This window comes from Bradyrhizobium commune, from assembly GCF_015624505.1.
GTDB lineage: Bacteria > Pseudomonadota > Alphaproteobacteria > Rhizobiales > Xanthobacteraceae > Bradyrhizobium > Bradyrhizobium commune.
The window spans coordinates 1,346,038-1,361,108 of the sequence record NZ_CP061379.1; the positions used below are offsets into that span (position 1 = coordinate 1,346,038).

Below are 15,071 nucleotides of genomic sequence, written 5' to 3' on the forward strand. Positions count from 1 at the left end.
TTGCGCCGGCCGCCTCAGCTGTTCGGACCGCGGTCCATGCTGACGGGCTGCCAGCGGCGGAGCGCGGTGTCCTGCAGCACCGACGGATTGACGCAGCTTACCGGCCACATGCCCTGAAGCACCAGTGACAATTCGTAGCCCACGCGGCGCTTGCGCGCCTCGTCGAACCGTGCCGAGGCCGAGGCGACATGGGCGGTCAGGGTCACGCTCTCCATGCCCAGAAGCGGGTTGTTGTGCGAGGGCGGCTCCTTCTCCAGCACGTCGAGGGCGGCATGTGCGATCCAGCCCTCCTGCAGCGCCTTGATCAGGCTTTCCTCGTCGACCGTCGCGCCGCGGCCGGTGTTGATGAAGATCGAGCCTTTCTTCATCTGCCGAAAGTGCTTCTCCGTCAGCATGTGATGCACCTCGGGCCGGGCCGGCGCGTGCATCGAGATGAAGTCGGATTGCGACAGCACCTCGTTCAGCGTCGCCGGGATGACGCCATGGTCCCACATCAGCGTTTCCTGGATGAAGGGATCGTAGGCCATCATGCGCAGGCCGAACGGGGCGGCGCGCTTCGCAACCGCGCGCGCGACGCGGCCGAACGAGACGAAGCCGAGCGTATGGCCCATCAGCCGCGGAATCTTCAGGAGCGCCGGCCGGCCCTCGGCCCAGCGCCCGCTGCGCACCATCCTGTCCTGCTCGACCAGGCGGCGGAAGCCGGCGAGCAGCAGCATCATGGCGTGGTCGGCGACCTCCTCGATGAAGGTGTCGGGGATGTTGGTGACGGGAATGCCGCGCGCGGTTGCCGCCTTCACATCGACGCTGTCGACGCCGACCGAGCCGAGCGTGATGACCTTGCAGCTCTCGAGTGCGTCGATGATGGTCTTGGTGATCGGGATGCCCTTGGCGTAGATCGCGTCGGCGTTTTTCGCGGCGACGATGAACTCGGCCTCGTTGGCGGGGGCCTCGACGATCTCGGCATCGATCGGATCGAGCGCCTCGCGCTCGTATGAATAGTCGCTGCCGGCGACCGTGAAGCTCGCGCCCTTCGGCGTCACCACCCTGTATTTCGGCATTTCCTGCTCCCGATTTGGTTTGTCGGTTCTTGTTGTGGCCGGCCTCCTTGGGCGGGCCTTTGCGTCTTTTACGCGAAATCGATGCGGTCGCGTACAATTCCCGGTTGTCGTGGCAGCGATTATTTGCCGGTTTCCCGGCAGCGTACGGGCTTCTACGGAGGCGTGTAAGTAACTTGCTAAGGGGTCTAACGGTAAAAATTGACTCAAATCAGAAAAACCGCGCCGCGTTCGCGCCGTTCAAGGAGCCCATCGTGAAGTTGAGCAATCTGAAAATCGCGCCCAAGCTTGGCATTCTTGTCGGCGTTACCTTGTTCGGCCTCTGCATCTCAGGCGTTCTCGCCGGGTATCTGATGAAGCAGGAGATGGTGAGCGCGCGCATCGACCAGACCAAGGCGATCGTCGATCTCGGCCGCAACTATGCTGCCGCGCTGAAGAAGCGCATCGATGCCGGCGAGATGACGAAGGATGCGGCCTTGGCCGAGCTTCGCCGTTACGGCAATTCGATGACCTACGACAACGGCTCGGGTTACTTGTTCGGCACGACCTATGACGGCATCACCCAGCTCGCCCCCGATCCGAAGCAGATCGGCACCAACCGCATGGACGTCGTGACCAACGGCCGCAAGCTGTCGGTCGAGCTGATGGACGGCGTCAAGGCCAACGGCTCGATCCTGCTCTATTATGAATATGTGAAGCCCGGCCAGGAGACGCCGATCCGCAAGATCGGTTACGCCGTCGCGGTCCCCGGCTTCGACATGTATCTCGGCACCGGTGCCTATCTCGAGGACATCGATCGGAAGATGGGCCCGGTCTACTGGCTGCTCGGCCTCGCCATGCTCGGCATCGTCATCGTTGCCGGCGGCGTCGCCTGGCTGCTCGGCCGCAGCATCAGCCGTCCGCTGGCGCTGCTCGGCACCCGCATGAAGGATCTCGCCGACGGCAAGCTCGAAGGCGACATCCCCGGCGTCGGCCGCGGTGACGAAGTCGGCGCGATGGCCTCGACCGTCCAGATCTTCAAGGACAACGCGGTCCGCATCCGCGACCTCGAGCAGACCGAAGCGGCTGCGAAGGAGCGCGCCGCGGCCGAGCGTCGCAGCGCGATGGAAGATATCGCCAACGACTTCGAACGCAGCGTCAACGGCATCGTCCGCTCGGTCTCCTCGGCCGCGGCCGGCATGCAGAGCACGGCGCAGTCGATGACCGCGACCGCGAGCGACGCCTCGTCGCGTGCGGCAACGGTCGGTGCAGCCTCGCAAAAAGCCTCCGGCAATGTCGGCACCGTTGCCGCCGCCGCCGAAGAGCTGTCGAGCTCGGTTGCTGAGATCTCGCGCCAGGTGACGCGCTCGACCGAAGTGGCGAGCAAGGCCGTCAGCGATGCCGAGCGTACCAACGCCACGGTGCAGGAGCTTTCCACCGGCGCCGAGAAGATCGGCGAGGTGGTCAAGCTCATTCATTCGATCGCGGCGCAGACCAATCTGCTCGCGCTCAACGCCACCATCGAGGCGGCGCGTGCCGGCGAATCCGGCCGCGGCTTCGCCGTCGTCGCTTCCGAGGTCAAGGCGCTGGCGAACCAGACTGCGAAGGCGACCGAGGAAATCTCTGCCCAGGTCGCGGCGATGCAGACCTCGACCAGCGACGCGGTCGCAGCGATCGGCGGCATCACCCAGACCATCGCTGAGATGAGCGAGATCACCGCCGGCATTTCGGCCTCGATCGAGCAGCAGGGCGAGGCCACCCGCGAGATCGCCCGCAACATCCAGTCGGTCGCGGCCGGCTCGAGCGAGATCAACGCCAATATCGGCAGCGTCACCTCGGCCGCGGAAGCGACCGGTACTGCGGCCGGCGACGTGCTCACCAACGCCCGCGAGCTGGACAGCCAGTCCGGCGCGCTGCGCAACGCTGTGGACGGCTTCCTCGCCAAGGTGCGCGCGGCGTAAATTCTTGCGCTGAATTCGTAGGGTGGGCAAAGGCGCGAAGCGTCGTGCCCATCTTTTCTTTTTTGAGGTCGCCGCGCTGCGGAATTACTTCACGCCCGAGCCCTGGCGCGAGGCGATCACCACGCCGGCGAGCACCAGCGCGTAGCCGATCAGGTGAAACGGCTGGAGCTTTTCGCCGAGCAGCAGGATCGCCATCGCCGAGCCGAACACCGGCACCAGATGGAAGAACGGCGCGGCGCGGTTCGGGCCGATCAGCGCGACGCCGCGGTTGAAGAAGAGATAGGCCAGCGTCGAGGGGAAGATCAGGATGTAGCCGAGCGTCATCAGCGTCACGGTGTCGAACTGCATGACATTGCCGCTCCACGCCTCCCAGATCGCCGTCGGCAGCAGCATCATCGCGCCGCAGCAGGTGGTGAAGGACAGGAACGAGAGCTGATGCACCTTCGGCCGGCGCGGGATGAAGGCCGAGTAGATTCCGAACGCCACCAGCGACGAGGCGAACATGATGTCGCCCCTGTTGAACGAGATGCTGGCCAGCGCCGCGAGATCGCCGCGCAGGATGATGATCAGCACGCCGGCGAGCGAGATCGCGATACCGGCGAGCTGTGCGGCCGTCAGCCGCACGCCGAACAGCAGCAGCGACCACAGCGCCACGAACAGCGGCCCGGCCGACTGGATCAAGAGCGCGTTCAGCGCTTCGGTATATTGCAGGGCCCAGTAGGAGATCGCGTTGTTGAAGGCAAAACCGACCAGCGACAGAAACAGCATCAGCGGCAGGCTGTTGCGCAACGCGGGCCAGTCGCGCCTCAGATGCGGCCAGGAAAACGGCAGCAGGATCAGGAACACGCCGAACCAGCGGATCGTGGTCACCGTCAGCGGCGGCACGTGCGCGCCGACATGGCGCGCGAGCACGATGTTGCCGGCCCAGAACAGCGAGCTCAGGCTGAGCAGCAGATAAGGCTGGTTGTTGAGCCAACTGGCCGGATTCGAGGCCGGTGGCGCGGGCGAAGCGATCGTCATTGGCGTTGGATGCGACCTTGCGCCGGATTCTCGTTGTGACACAAGTCACGTGACCGCAAGGCTACAATGCAAAGCAGATCAGGGAGGTGTCATTGGCGGTTAATATGTTGAACATCGAGGGCCTCGAACGGCTCGACCAGCATGCGCCTGTGGTGATGCTGAACCTGATGCGCTTCCACGAGCACGCGCTGGACGGCGACGGCTCCGGCTGGGACGCCTATTTGCGCTACAGCGCGATCACGGTGCCGATGATCAGGGCGCGCGGCGGCACGTTGCTCTGGACCGGCGAAGCCAAGGCGGTCGCGCTCGGTCGGCACGCCGGCAACCAATGGGACTTTGTGGCGCTGGTTTATTATCCGACTGTTACGGCCTTCCTCGACATGATGACGTCGGAAGCCTACGAGACCAACGCCGATCCGCATCGCGTCAACGGTTGCGCCGAACACGTCATCATCGCGACCAGCGAGGCTTACAGCAAGTTCAAGATGAGCTGACGTGAGATTCGTAGAGTGGGCAAAGGCGCGCTCTTCGCGCGCCATGCCCACCATCTTCCACGCTCCGTGTGGCATCGTGGGCACGCTTCGCTTTGCCCACCCTACGAATGGGAGTTACGTCGCCTGCTTCCGCGACGCCACGAACACGCCCGACAGCACCAGCGCGAAACCGATGAAGTGGAAGGCCTGCGGAAGCTCGCCGAGGAAGATCATCGCCATGATCGAGCCGAACACCGGCACGACGTGGAAGAACGGTGCGGCGCGGTTGGCGCCGATCAGGCGGACGCCGCGATTGAAGCAGAGATAGGCGAGCGTCGACGGGAAGACAGCGACGTAGAACAGGGTGAGCAGGTTCGGCCCGTCGAGCTTCATCACGGGACGAGCCGACAATTCCCAGATCTCGAGCGGGATCAGGCAGGCCGCACCGGCGCCGAAGGTGAAGGCGAGGAACGACAGGCCGTGGATCGGCGGGCGTTTCAGCGTCAGCACCGAATAGAGCGCGAAGATGATGAGTGCGACGATGAAGATCAGGTCGCCCTTGTTGAAGGCGATGTTCGACAGCGTGGTGAAGTCGCCGTGCAACAGGATGATCAGCACGCCGCACATCGAGATCAGCACGCCGAGCGCCTGCGCCGCGGTCAGCCGGATGCCGAGAATGACCAGCGACCACAGCGCCACGACCAGAGGTGCTGCCGATTGCAGCAGCAGCGTGTTGAGCGCCTGGGTGTGCTCCAGCGACCAATATTGCAGCGTGTTGAAGGCGCCGATGCCGGTGATCGACAGCACGATCATCAGGCCGAGTTTCTCGCGGATCGCGGTCCAGTCCTGGGCGAGGTGCTTCCAGGCGAATGGCAGCACCAGCAGGAAGGCGAAGGTCCAGCGCAGGAACGACAGCGTCACCGGCGGGATGTGGCCGGCGGCGAGCCGCCCGACAATTGCATTGCCGGCCCAGCACAGCGCGGTGATGCTGAGCAGAAGATAAGGCTGGTTGGCGATCCAGTTGTGGCCGGGCTGATCGGCGCTTGTGGTCTGGCCGGTGGCGGTCATTGTGATTGTTATGGCCCCGCAAGATGCGCCGAGGCCGTCGGCCCGGCGATGCCCGGGCCGGCTCAGAGCCCGGCCTCGCTCAAAGACACGGAAATCGCGGCGGCATCAACGGGGGGCGGACGCATCGCGACCATGCAGCGGCGGATGCTGCGTCTCACGCTTTGGTCGAGGCCCCCAGACGTTTCTGGATTTTCCGGGGATATCAAAGGCTTGGAGGAGCTTCCGGGCCCTGAAAAAGCCCCGTTCTTGCTTGCCTAGAGAGGCTGCTTCCTTTATCCGGTTGGGCTGCCTCGCGTGCGAGCGGCCCCGGCCGTGGATTGGGCTGGGCGATAGGCATGATCCCGGAAAAGTGGGCACCGGTTTTCCGCGAGGATCACGCCTCTTAGAGACAGGTTGAATAGGGATTACCCGCGAATGGCCAACGTTGTCGTCGTCGGCGCCCAGTGGGGCGACGAAGGGAAGGGCAAGATCGTCGACTGGTTGTCGGAGCAGGCGGACATCGTCGCGCGCTTCCAGGGCGGCCATAACGCCGGCCACACGCTGGTCATCAATGGCGAGACCTACAAGCTCGCGCTGCTGCCCTCCGGCGTGCTGCGCCCGTCGAAGCTGGCGGTGATCGGCAACGGCGTGGTGTTCGATCCACAGGCCTTCCTCGACGAGGTCGCCAAGCTGCGCGGACAGGGCGTGGCGGTCGGCCCGGAGAATCTGCGCGTCGCGGAGAACGTCACCCTGATCCTGCCGCTGCATCGCGAGCTCGATGCGCTCCGCGAATCCTCCAACTCCGCGACCGCGATCGGCACCACCCGCCGCGGCATCGGGCCGGCTTACGAGGACAAGGTCGGCCGCCGCGCCATCCGCCTGATGGACCTCGCCGACCTCGACACCCTGCCGCACAAGGTCGACCGGCTGCTGGCTCACCACAACGCATTGCGCCGCGGTCTCAACCTGCCGGAGTTCGACGGCAAGGAGATCTTGAAAGAGCTGAGCGCGCTGGCGCCGCAGCTCTTGCCCTATGCCGAGACGGTGTGGCGGCTGCTTGATAGCGAGCGGCGTGCGGGCAAGCGGATCCTGTTCGAGGGCGCGCAAGGCGCGCTGCTCGACGTCGACCACGGCACTTATCCGTACGTCACCTCGTCGAACACGGTGGCGGCGCAGGCCGCGACCGGAACGGGCATCGGTCCGGGTGGGGTCGGCTATGTGCTCGGTATCTGCAAGGCTTATACGACCCGGGTCGGCCAGGGACCGTTTCCGACTGAGCTTCTCAACGAGATCGGCGAAGAGATCGGCCGTCGCGGTCGCGAGTTCGGGGTCAATACCGGACGCAAGCGCCGCTGTGGCTGGTTCGACGCCGTGCTGGTCCGCCAGACCGTGCGGACCTGCGGCATCAACGGGCTGGCGCTGACCAAGCTCGACATTCTCGATGGCTTCGATTCGATCGAGGTCTGCGTCGGCTACAAGCTCGACGGCAAGGAGATCGATTATTTCCCGGCGGGCGAGGGCGCCCAGGCCCGGGTCGAGCCGATCTACGAGACCATCGAGGGCTGGAAGGAGCCGACCGCCAACGCCAGGTCCTGGGCGCAGCTGCCGGCCCAGGCCATCAAATATGTCCGCCGGATCGAGGAATTGGTGGGGTGCCCGGTCGCGCTGCTTTCCACCAGCCCCGAACGCGAGGATACTATCCTGGTGCAAAATCCGTTTGAGGCTTAACGATATCTTACCGGGACGCGCGTATAGTTGAGTTGAAATGGCTGATTACTATCCGCTGATCGCCCGCGCTATTGCCGCCCTGGACCCCAACGCTCCCGGCGAAAGCCGTCGCGCGCTCTATGAGCGGGCGCGCACGGCGCTGATCGCGCAGCTGCGCAGCGTGCAGCCGCCGCTCTCCGAATCCGAGATCACCCGCGAACGGCTGTCGCTGGAAGAGGCCGTCCGCAAGGTCGAATCGGAAGCCGCCCAGCGCGCCCGCGAGGCCTCGCGCGCCAGTGGCGGCGCCCGCGCGGGTGGCGGCAGCGGCGATGCGTTCCGCCGGGCCACCGCCCGCGCCACCGAGGCTAACCCGCCACCTGCATCGCCTCCGGCCGCCGCTGCTGCTCCGCCGCGCGCCCGTCCGGCCGCACCGCCGCCGCGCCCGCAACCCGGCGGCGACGATCAGGGCGATGCCCCGCGTCCGCCGCGCGCCCCGCGCTTCGACGCGCCGCGCCAACCGGAGCCGCCGGCGCCTCCGCCGGTCGGGCGTGATCGCTCCGCTGGCCGGCGTCCGCCGGATGCCAGTCCGCCGCCACCGCTGCCGCCGGCGCCCGGTGTGCGCGGCTTCCGCGACATTACAGCGGACGCCAATGATCTCGGCGGTGCCGCCGCGCAGGCCAACCGCGCCGCGCGCCGCACCTATGCCAACGTGCCCTCGCCCTCGCCGGAATTCGACCGGCTCGAGCCGAGCCTGGAAAACCGCGCCGGCGAGGGTGAGGCGCCCTATTCCTATGACGAGTCGATGGAGGAGGCCGAGCGCTATGCGCCGCGGCCGCCATCGGGGCGCCCGCATATCCCGGTCCTCGACCGCGGCGCCGACAAGAGGCAGAGGCCCAAGCGCGCCGGCTCCATCTTCCCGTTCAAGAGTGCGATCGCCGTCGGCATCGTGCTGATTCTGGTCGGCGCCGGCATCCTCTGGGGCAAGTCGCTGGTCCAGACCGCGACCAATTTGTTCAAGTCCTCGCCGACCCAGGTGGTGGAGGCGCCGAAGGATTCCTCGCAGCCGCAGTCCAAGCCCAAGATTCCGGACCGCGTCGGCCAGCCCTCGGCGAGCGATCAGCCGGTCGCACCGGTGGCGCAGAAGGTCGTGCTCTATGACGAGGATCCGTCCGATCCCAAGGGCAAGCAATATGTCGGCTCGGTGGTGTGGCGGCTCGAGCCGATCAAGGCGTCGGGCAACCAGAAGGCCGACGTCGCCGTGCGCGCCGACATCGAGATTCCCGACCGCAAGTTCAAGATGACGATGTCATTCCGCCGCAACACCGACTCGTCGCTGCCGGCGAGCCACACCGCGGAACTGACCTTCATCCTGCCACCGGACTTTCCCGGCGGCGGCGTCTCCAACGTGCCGGGCATCCTGATGAAGTCGAACGAGCAGGCGCGCGGCACGCCGCTCGCGGGCCTGGCCGTCAAGGTCACCGACGGCTTCTTCCTGGTCGGTCTCTCCAATGTCGACGCCGACCGAACCCGCAATGTCCAGCTCCTGAAGGAGCGCTCCTGGTTCGACGTACCGCTCGTCTACGCCAACCAGCGCCGCGCCATCATCGCGATCGAGAAGGGCGCCCCGGGCGAGCGCGCCTTCAACGACGCCTTCGCGCAGTGGGGCGACTGAGCTCTTCTCGCTGCTGAACGGCCCAACCGAAATTGAAGCCTACTGCGCCGCCGCTTCCCGCTTGCGCGCTGCGGCGGCGGCGGCAGCCTCGCGATCCATCACGGCGCGGCAGCCGGGGCTGACCTGCGCCTTCTTCTGGACCATGCAGGCCCTGATCCTGGGGATGTCGGGGATTTCACTGGCGCATAGCCGCATCGCATCGCCCGAGCACATCTGCTGCGCTTCGGGCGAGAAGGCGAGGCTTGGCGATGTCTGGAGGGCCATGGCGGTGGCAAAGGCGAACAGCGTGGCGATGGTCTGATAGCGTGTCATGCAGTATGCGTCCCCGAAGTTCCGCGGATTGAACCGCTTGATTTTGGGGCGCCGCACGCGGCTTGATCTGCCGCATGTCGCTGCCATCACGCAGGGCCCTCACCCTGCACGTGGTCGCTCGATCTCTTGATTTTCGAATCGAAAGTGCTGCGCCGCCCGATTCGAGTATGCGCCATTGCCACGAAGCTGCAATGGGAGTCGCGAAGGAATTCGCAGATGTTGCGCGTCCGTCACGCAAAATGCCGGCACGCACTCGCCAAGCCCGCTCACATGCCGTGGCTCTCGAACACCTTGCCGCACGATCTCGACAGTTTGGCGCGGTTGGCTTGCAGGCAGCTCTGCACCGCACCGTCATTGCCGAGGTCCTTGCGGCACAGCCGCGAAGCATCGCGCGAGCAGGCGTTCTGCTCCTGCGGTGTGCCCATATGGCCCTGCGCGAGAATGGGCGTGGTCGACAGGCCGCTCAGGGCCGCAAGTGCGATCGTCGCCAGGACAAACAGTTTGCGGGACATCGGCGGCTCCAAATCTGACAGGTGAATTTCAAGTCCTGTCAGAACCCGCCGCCTTGCCACTTGTTCCCCCAAGGCGGCCTGCAACCGCTATCCAAGGTTCCGGCCGCGCTGCTATAAAAGCCGCCGACTGCAAGGAGTACTTGATGAAACGCTATCTGGTGTTTGCGCTCGTCGGCCCGTTCGTGGGCGGGTTCCTGCTGCTGCTGACCACCACCTACCAGTCCGGCTACTGGACCCAGACCAATTGGGGCGAGGTCGGCAAGCTGTTCGTGGTGTTCTTCAAGACCCTGCAATACAGCTATTTGTTCGGCTTCCTGCCGTCGCTGATGATCGGCGCGGTCGACGACATCCTGCTCCATGTCAGGCGGGTCGGGCCGATGCTGCGGATGATGCTGGTCGGGCTGTTCGCCTTCATCCTGGCCTCGCTGACCTACAGCTCACGCGGGTCGGATTCGGGCGCGGTGCAGTTCATCCTGTACGGCCTGGTCGGCTTCGTGCCGGCGGTGCTGTCATCCTGGTTCGTGCATCGCTATGTCGAGGAGCCGCAACCGGCGGCGGTCGCGAGCTGAGCGCGCGATCCTCTGGCGCGGCGCAGCAACCTCTGCCGCGCTCGTGCGTTTCCTTCAGGCCATGACGATGTCCGACGACGATATTCTTGCCCCACGAAAGTCCCGTTCGGGGGCGCATGCGCGCGCCGACTTTTCGGGCCGCGCGGCGCGCGGGCCAATCATCGACCAGGACGGCCACGAGATCCGGCCCGAGACGCTGGAGCAGGGTTTTCGCGAATTCCGCTTCGAGTTCGGCCAAGGCAACCCGTTCGGCAACCTGACACGCGAGCAACGGATCGCGCGGCTTGAGGCGATCGCAAAACTGCTCGACGTCGCCTTCATCCTGCCCGGCACCAATATCCGCTACGGCATCGACGGGCTGATCGGGCTGATCCCGATCGTCGGCGACATCATCACCACCGCGATCTCGTTGTGGCTGGTGCGCGAGGCCCGCGCGCTGGGCGCGCCCTGGTATCTCACCGCGCGGATGCTCGGCAATGTCGCGGTCGACGGCGTGGTCGGCATGGTCCCGTTCGCGGGCGACGCCTTCGACGTCATGTTCCGCGCCAACATGCGCAACGTCCGCCTGCTGCGCCGCTGGCTGGACAAGCAGCCGCGGATCTGAGGCGCCCTCAAACGCAAAAAGCGCGATGACCGTTTGGCCATCGCGCTGTCTGCGCACATCGGAGGCTTGCGAGAGAGGCTTACGCCGCGTCGGCGTCGGTCTCGGCGACCGGTTCGGGCTTGCGGTGACGGGGCAGCGGGAACGCTTCGCTCTCATAGAGCGAGCGGATGCCGTTCTGGTCGAAGCGAGCTTCCTCGACCTGGAGATAGGCACCGTTCAACGAATCCGTCGGCAACTGCTCCATGGCGAACTGCACGGCTTCGGCCGCGGTGCCGAACCGCCGATAGGTGAAGCCCGCGCGCTTCTTCTTGCGGATCGCAGCGGGGAAGAGTTCGGCGGAAGTGTTGAAGTTGAACGGACGCAGTGGACGCATGGTCAAAGACCTCGTGATCTTCTCTGGGGCTTTAAGCGCGTGGGGTTTGGGAGGGCGGAGGCCACAATCGGGTGGGCCCGCCGCACATGTCATTCTCGGTCTCTAATATAAGCCGATTTGACAAAATTGCGACCCCTGCGATGCGAGATGATGAATCCGCGCATGGCTGGTCCGCAGCAGCATAAATCATAATTATTTCAATATCTTATGTGGTTTACAGTTTGCCGAGAAGCAGCAGGACGAGCAGCACCACCAGAACGACGCCGCCGATCCCCATGCCGGAATGGCCCATGCCGTAGCCATAGCCGCCGATCCGGCCCGACCAGCCGCCCAGCAGATAGATGATCACCAGGATGATCAGGATGGTCCCGAGTGACATTTCATCCTCCCTGGCGGCCGCCGGAATGCGATGACCGGCCGCGCCGCCTGAGAAGAAAAGCACAACGGGCCGCCGGGTTCCATGCGGGAACCCGGCGACCCCTAACGTTTATTTCGGATCGAGCTTCAGCGCCGCCGAGTTGATGCAGTAGCGCAGGCCGGTCGGTCCCGGGCCGTCGGGGAAGACGTGGCCGAGATGGCCGCTGCACTTCGAGCACAGCACCTCGGTGCGGATCATGCCGTGGCTGACGTCCCGCTCCTCGTCGACATGGCTATCGACGGCCGGGGCCGTGAAGCTCGGCCAGCCGCAGCCGGAATCGAACTTGGCGTCGGACTCGAACAGCACATTGCCGCAGCCGGCGCAGACATAGGTGCCGGCGCGGTGGTCGTGCTCATATTCGCCCGTGAAGGGACGTTCGGTCGCCTTCTCGCGCAGCACCGCGTATTGCATCGGCGTCAGTTCGCTGCGCCACTGCTCGTCGGTCTTGATGACCTTGTCGTCTGTGGTTTTGCCGTCTGTGGTTTTCGTCTTGGTGTCGGGCATGGGTCTCCCGTTTTTGTGGTGATCTCGCGATCAGTTGGTGGCCTTGCTGGCACTCACCAGCGTCGGCTTCTCGATATAGTTCTCCGCGAACAGCTTTTTCAGGTTCTCGACCTTCGGGATGTCGTTATAGGCGATGTAAGGCTGGCTCGGGTGCAGCGTCAGATAGTCCTGGTGATAGCCCTCGGCCGGATAGAACGCCTCCAGCGCGCCGACCTTGGTCACGATCGGCTTGCTGTAGACCTTGGCACCGTTGAGCTGGGCGATATAGGCGTCCGCGACCTTCTTCTGCTCGTCGGAGGTGGTGAAGATCGCCGAGCGATATTGCGTGCCGCTGTCCGGACCCTGGCGGTTGAGCTGGGTCGGATCATGGGCGACCGAGAAGAAGATCTGGAGGATCTTGCCGTAGGAGATCTTCTTCGGGTCGTACTTGATCTCGACCGACTCGGCGTGGCCCGTCGAGCCCGACGAGACGGTGTGGTAGTCCGCGGTCGCCTTCGAGCCGCCGGCATAGCCGGAGACTGCGTTGACGACGCCGGCCGTGTGCTGGAATACGCCCTGGACGCCCCAGAAGCAGCCGCCGGCGACCACCGCGGTCTGGATGCCGCTTGCGGGCGCGGCGTCCACGGTCGGGGCGGGGATCACGACCGCGTCCTCGGCGGCCCGCGACGGCAGGGCAAAAGCCAGCGTCAGGGCGGTGGTGGCGGCAAGCAGGGACAGCAGGGCGGCGCGGCGCATGGCGGATCCTCTTTTGCGGAAGATGTGACAGTTTAGGGCGGTTGGAGCCGGGCGAACAGCCTGCCCGGCGGCGTTTTCGCATCGTCTGAGATACGGCCGCAGCCCCTGCTTGTTACGCCGGAGCGGACACGAGTCCGTGAAAAAGGGCGTCCAGGATGGCGGGCTGAGAACTCGGCTTGGCGGGGCGAGGAACTCCGCGCTAAGAGCATGATCCGGAAAAGTGTGAAGCGGTTTTCTGCAAAGATCATGCTCAAACAATAGATGAACCCGCGCGATCCATGATCGACATAAAAATGGTGGCTGGAGCTGACCTGACAACATGCTGCGGATCGTTTCCCTGACCCTCGTCATCCTGGCCGCCGGTGCCTCGTTCGCGGCGGCCGAGCCGCAAGCCGGCGACGACCTCGCCACCTGCCGTGACCGCCAGGCGGACCAGCAGGCGCGTGCCACGGCCTGCGACAATCTGCTCGATGGCGACCGGGTGACCGGCAAGGACAAGGTGGTCGCGCTCTCCGTGCGCGGCAACACGCTGGTCAACAAGCACGACTATGACAAGGCCATCGAGGTGCTCTCAGCCGCAATTGCTGCCGATCCGGACAATGTCGGGGCCATCAACCTGCGCGGCGTCGCCCATGAGCGCAAGGGCGAGGACGATCTCGCGATGGCCGACTACAACCTCGCCATCCAGAAGCGCGCCAATTACGGCGTTCCCTACAGCAATCGCGCCACCATTCAGCTGCGTCGGGGCGCGCTGCAAAGCGCGCTCGACGATCTGAACGTGGCGGTCAAATTCGCACCGAAGTTCCTGCTCGGCTGGACCAATCGCGCCCGCGTGCGCACGCTGCTGAAGGATTTCGATGGCGCGCTACAGGACTTTGCCGAGGCCGAGAAGATCGATCCGAGCGCGCCGCAGATCGCCGGCAACCGCTGCATCACCTACGGCATGATGGGCAAGTACGATCAGGCTTTTGCCGATTGCAACGGCCTGATCGAGCGGCAACCGAAAAACACTTTCGCGATCAACAATCGTGGCGACGTCAACATGATGAAGGGTGACATCGACGCCGCGTTGAAGGACTACAATGCGGTCCTGGCCGCCTATCCCAACAACGTGCGTGCCCATTCCGGCCGCGGCCAGGTATTCGAGCAGAAGCACGATCTCGCCCAGGCCCGCGCGGACTATCGCTCGGCCGCCTATGCGCTCAGCCCGTTTGACGAGCTCGACGTCGCCCGTGCCCGCGCCAAGGCGCAGGAACGGCTCGCAGCGCTGACGGCGCAGACACCCGGAACCGCAACCAATGCGCGCCGCATCGCGCTCGTGATCGGCAACGGTGCCTACAAGAACGTCCATGCGCTCGACAATCCGCCGCGCGATTCAAAGCTGATTGGAAACGTGTTGCGCGATCTCGGCTTCCAGACCGTCACGGTCGCCAATGACCTGACGCGCGACAAGTTCTTCGAGACGTTGCGGGCGTTCGCGGCGGACGCGGAGAAGGCCGACTGGGCCGTGGTCTATTATGCCGGCCATGGCTTTGAGATCGGCGGGGTCAATTATCTGGTGCCGATCGATACCAGGCTCGTCGCCGACAAGGACGCCGAGACCGAGGCTGTGGCGCTCGAACAGGTGATTGCCGCGGTCGGCGGTGCCCGCAAGCTGCGCCTGGTCATTCTCGATGCCTGCCGCGACAATCCATTCGCGCCGACCATGCAACGCACGCTGTCGATGAAGCTCGTCGACAAGGGGTTTTCGAACATCGAGCCCGGCGCTGGCTTCATGGTGGTCTATGCCGCCAAGCACGGCGAGACGGCAATCGACGGTGACGGCGGTGCCGACAGCCCGTTCGCCACCGCGCTCGCCCGCGACATCAAGGAGCCGAAGGTCGAGATCCGAAAGCTGTTCGACATCGTCCGCGACGACGTCTGGACCGCCACCAGGCACGAGCAGCAGCCGTTCACCTACGGCTCGCCGCCGGGACGGGAAGATTTTTACTTCGTGGCGGGGAAGTGAGGGCTGTTCGCTGGACGCGATGGCGGCGCCTCACAACTGGCGTCGTCCCGGCGAAGGCCGGGACCCATAACCACAGGCAGAAGTTTGGCGAAGACTCGACGTGATCCGATATTCGTTCGGTA

General features: G+C 65.1%; 16 protein-coding genes. 7 read left to right on the top strand and 9 right to left on the bottom strand.

All coding sequences use genetic code 11. The annotated features are described in order from the left end of the window. Positions 1-14: 14 nt before the first annotated feature. Positions 15-1,058, bottom strand: coding sequence for a C-terminal binding protein (locus IC761_RS06460; RefSeq protein WP_195802445.1), 1,044 nt, complete (start codon positions 1,056-1,058; stop codon positions 15-17). A 251-nt stretch (positions 1,059-1,309) separates the two neighbouring features. Between IC761_RS06460 and IC761_RS06465 the strand changes: the two genes are divergently transcribed. After that, a complete protein-coding gene (locus IC761_RS06465) occupies positions 1,310-2,995 on the top strand; it encodes a methyl-accepting chemotaxis protein (protein ID WP_195802446.1) in 1,686 nt (561 codons plus the stop codon). Between the two features lie 84 nt (positions 2,996-3,079). Here the strand turns inward: IC761_RS06465 and IC761_RS06470 are convergent, their stop codons facing one another. Continuing rightward, the gene (locus IC761_RS06470) at positions 3,080-4,015 is read right to left on the bottom strand and encodes a DMT family transporter (protein ID WP_195802447.1); all 936 of its coding nucleotides are present in this window, start codon (positions 4,013-4,015) and stop codon (positions 3,080-3,082) included. 104 nt (positions 4,016-4,119) lie between these two features. On the opposite strand from IC761_RS06470, the gene IC761_RS06475 reads away from it, so the two are divergent. Beyond that, positions 4,120-4,509 carry a DUF1330 domain-containing protein gene (locus IC761_RS06475; protein ID WP_195802448.1) on the top strand — a complete coding sequence of 130 codons (390 nt, stop codon included), beginning with the start codon at positions 4,120-4,122 and terminating at the stop codon, positions 4,507-4,509. Positions 4,510-4,623: 114 nt separating this feature from the next. Here IC761_RS06475 and IC761_RS06480 read toward each other — a convergent pair whose 3' ends face one another. Further along, complete coding sequence (locus IC761_RS06480; protein ID WP_195802449.1) at positions 4,624-5,556, bottom strand: DMT family transporter; 933 nt, start codon at positions 5,554-5,556, stop codon at positions 4,624-4,626. Positions 5,557-5,970: 414 nt separating this feature from the next. On the opposite strand from IC761_RS06480, the gene IC761_RS06485 reads away from it, so the two are divergent. Further along, positions 5,971-7,263, top strand: coding sequence for an adenylosuccinate synthase (locus IC761_RS06485; RefSeq protein WP_195802450.1), 1,293 nt, complete (start codon positions 5,971-5,973; stop codon positions 7,261-7,263). Positions 7,264-7,300: 37 nt separating this feature from the next. Further along, positions 7,301-8,914, top strand: coding sequence for a hypothetical protein (locus IC761_RS06490; protein WP_195802451.1), 1,614 nt, complete (start codon positions 7,301-7,303; stop codon positions 8,912-8,914). Between the two features lie 39 nt (positions 8,915-8,953). On the opposite strand, the gene IC761_RS06495 is transcribed toward IC761_RS06490, so the two are convergent. Both IC761_RS06495 and IC761_RS06500 read right to left on the bottom strand, forming a co-directional pair. Then, complete coding sequence (locus IC761_RS06495; protein ID WP_246791445.1) at positions 8,954-9,226, bottom strand: hypothetical protein; 273 nt, start codon at positions 9,224-9,226, stop codon at positions 8,954-8,956. 266 nt (positions 9,227-9,492) lie between these two features. Further along, positions 9,493-9,738 (bottom strand): hypothetical protein, encoded by a 246-nt coding sequence (locus IC761_RS06500; RefSeq protein ID WP_195802452.1) that lies wholly within the window; start codon positions 9,736-9,738, stop codon positions 9,493-9,495. A 143-nt stretch (positions 9,739-9,881) separates the two neighbouring features. On the opposite strand from IC761_RS06500, the gene IC761_RS06505 reads away from it, so the two are divergent. Together IC761_RS06505 and IC761_RS06510 are read left to right on the top strand one after the other, a co-directional pair. Continuing rightward, complete coding sequence (locus IC761_RS06505; RefSeq protein ID WP_195802453.1) at positions 9,882-10,307, top strand: DUF5413 family protein; 426 nt, start codon at positions 9,882-9,884, stop codon at positions 10,305-10,307. Positions 10,308-10,368: 61 nt separating this feature from the next. Then, the gene (locus IC761_RS06510; protein WP_195802454.1) at positions 10,369-10,911 is read left to right on the top strand and encodes a DUF4112 domain-containing protein; all 543 of its coding nucleotides are present in this window, start codon (positions 10,369-10,371) and stop codon (positions 10,909-10,911) included. Positions 10,912-10,990: 79 nt separating this feature from the next. On the opposite strand, the gene IC761_RS06515 is transcribed toward IC761_RS06510, so the two are convergent. The 4 genes from IC761_RS06515 to msrA all read right to left on the bottom strand — a co-directional run bounded on the left by IC761_RS06515 (position 10,991) and on the right by msrA (position 12,941). After that, positions 10,991-11,284 carry a hypothetical protein gene (locus tag IC761_RS06515; RefSeq protein WP_027532521.1) on the bottom strand — a complete coding sequence of 98 codons (294 nt, stop codon included), beginning with the start codon at positions 11,282-11,284 and terminating at the stop codon, positions 10,991-10,993. Between the two features lie 214 nt (positions 11,285-11,498). After that, positions 11,499-11,663 (bottom strand): DUF3309 family protein, encoded by a 165-nt coding sequence (locus IC761_RS06520; RefSeq protein WP_187436663.1) that lies wholly within the window; start codon positions 11,661-11,663, stop codon positions 11,499-11,501. A 108-nt stretch (positions 11,664-11,771) separates the two neighbouring features. Beyond that, the gene (gene msrB / locus IC761_RS06525) at positions 11,772-12,206 is read right to left on the bottom strand and encodes a peptide-methionine (R)-S-oxide reductase MsrB (protein WP_195802455.1); all 435 of its coding nucleotides are present in this window, start codon (positions 12,204-12,206) and stop codon (positions 11,772-11,774) included. Between the two features lie 30 nt (positions 12,207-12,236). Further along, on the bottom strand, positions 12,237-12,941 hold the full coding sequence (gene msrA / locus IC761_RS06530; protein WP_195802456.1) for a peptide-methionine (S)-S-oxide reductase MsrA: 705 nt from the start codon (positions 12,939-12,941) through the stop codon (positions 12,237-12,239). Between the two features lie 319 nt (positions 12,942-13,260). Here msrA and IC761_RS06535 point away from each other — a divergent pair, with 319 nt between their 5' ends. Beyond that, a complete protein-coding gene (locus tag IC761_RS06535; protein ID WP_195802457.1) occupies positions 13,261-14,949 on the top strand; it encodes a caspase family protein in 1,689 nt (562 codons plus the stop codon). Positions 14,950-15,071: the final 122 nt, after the last annotated feature.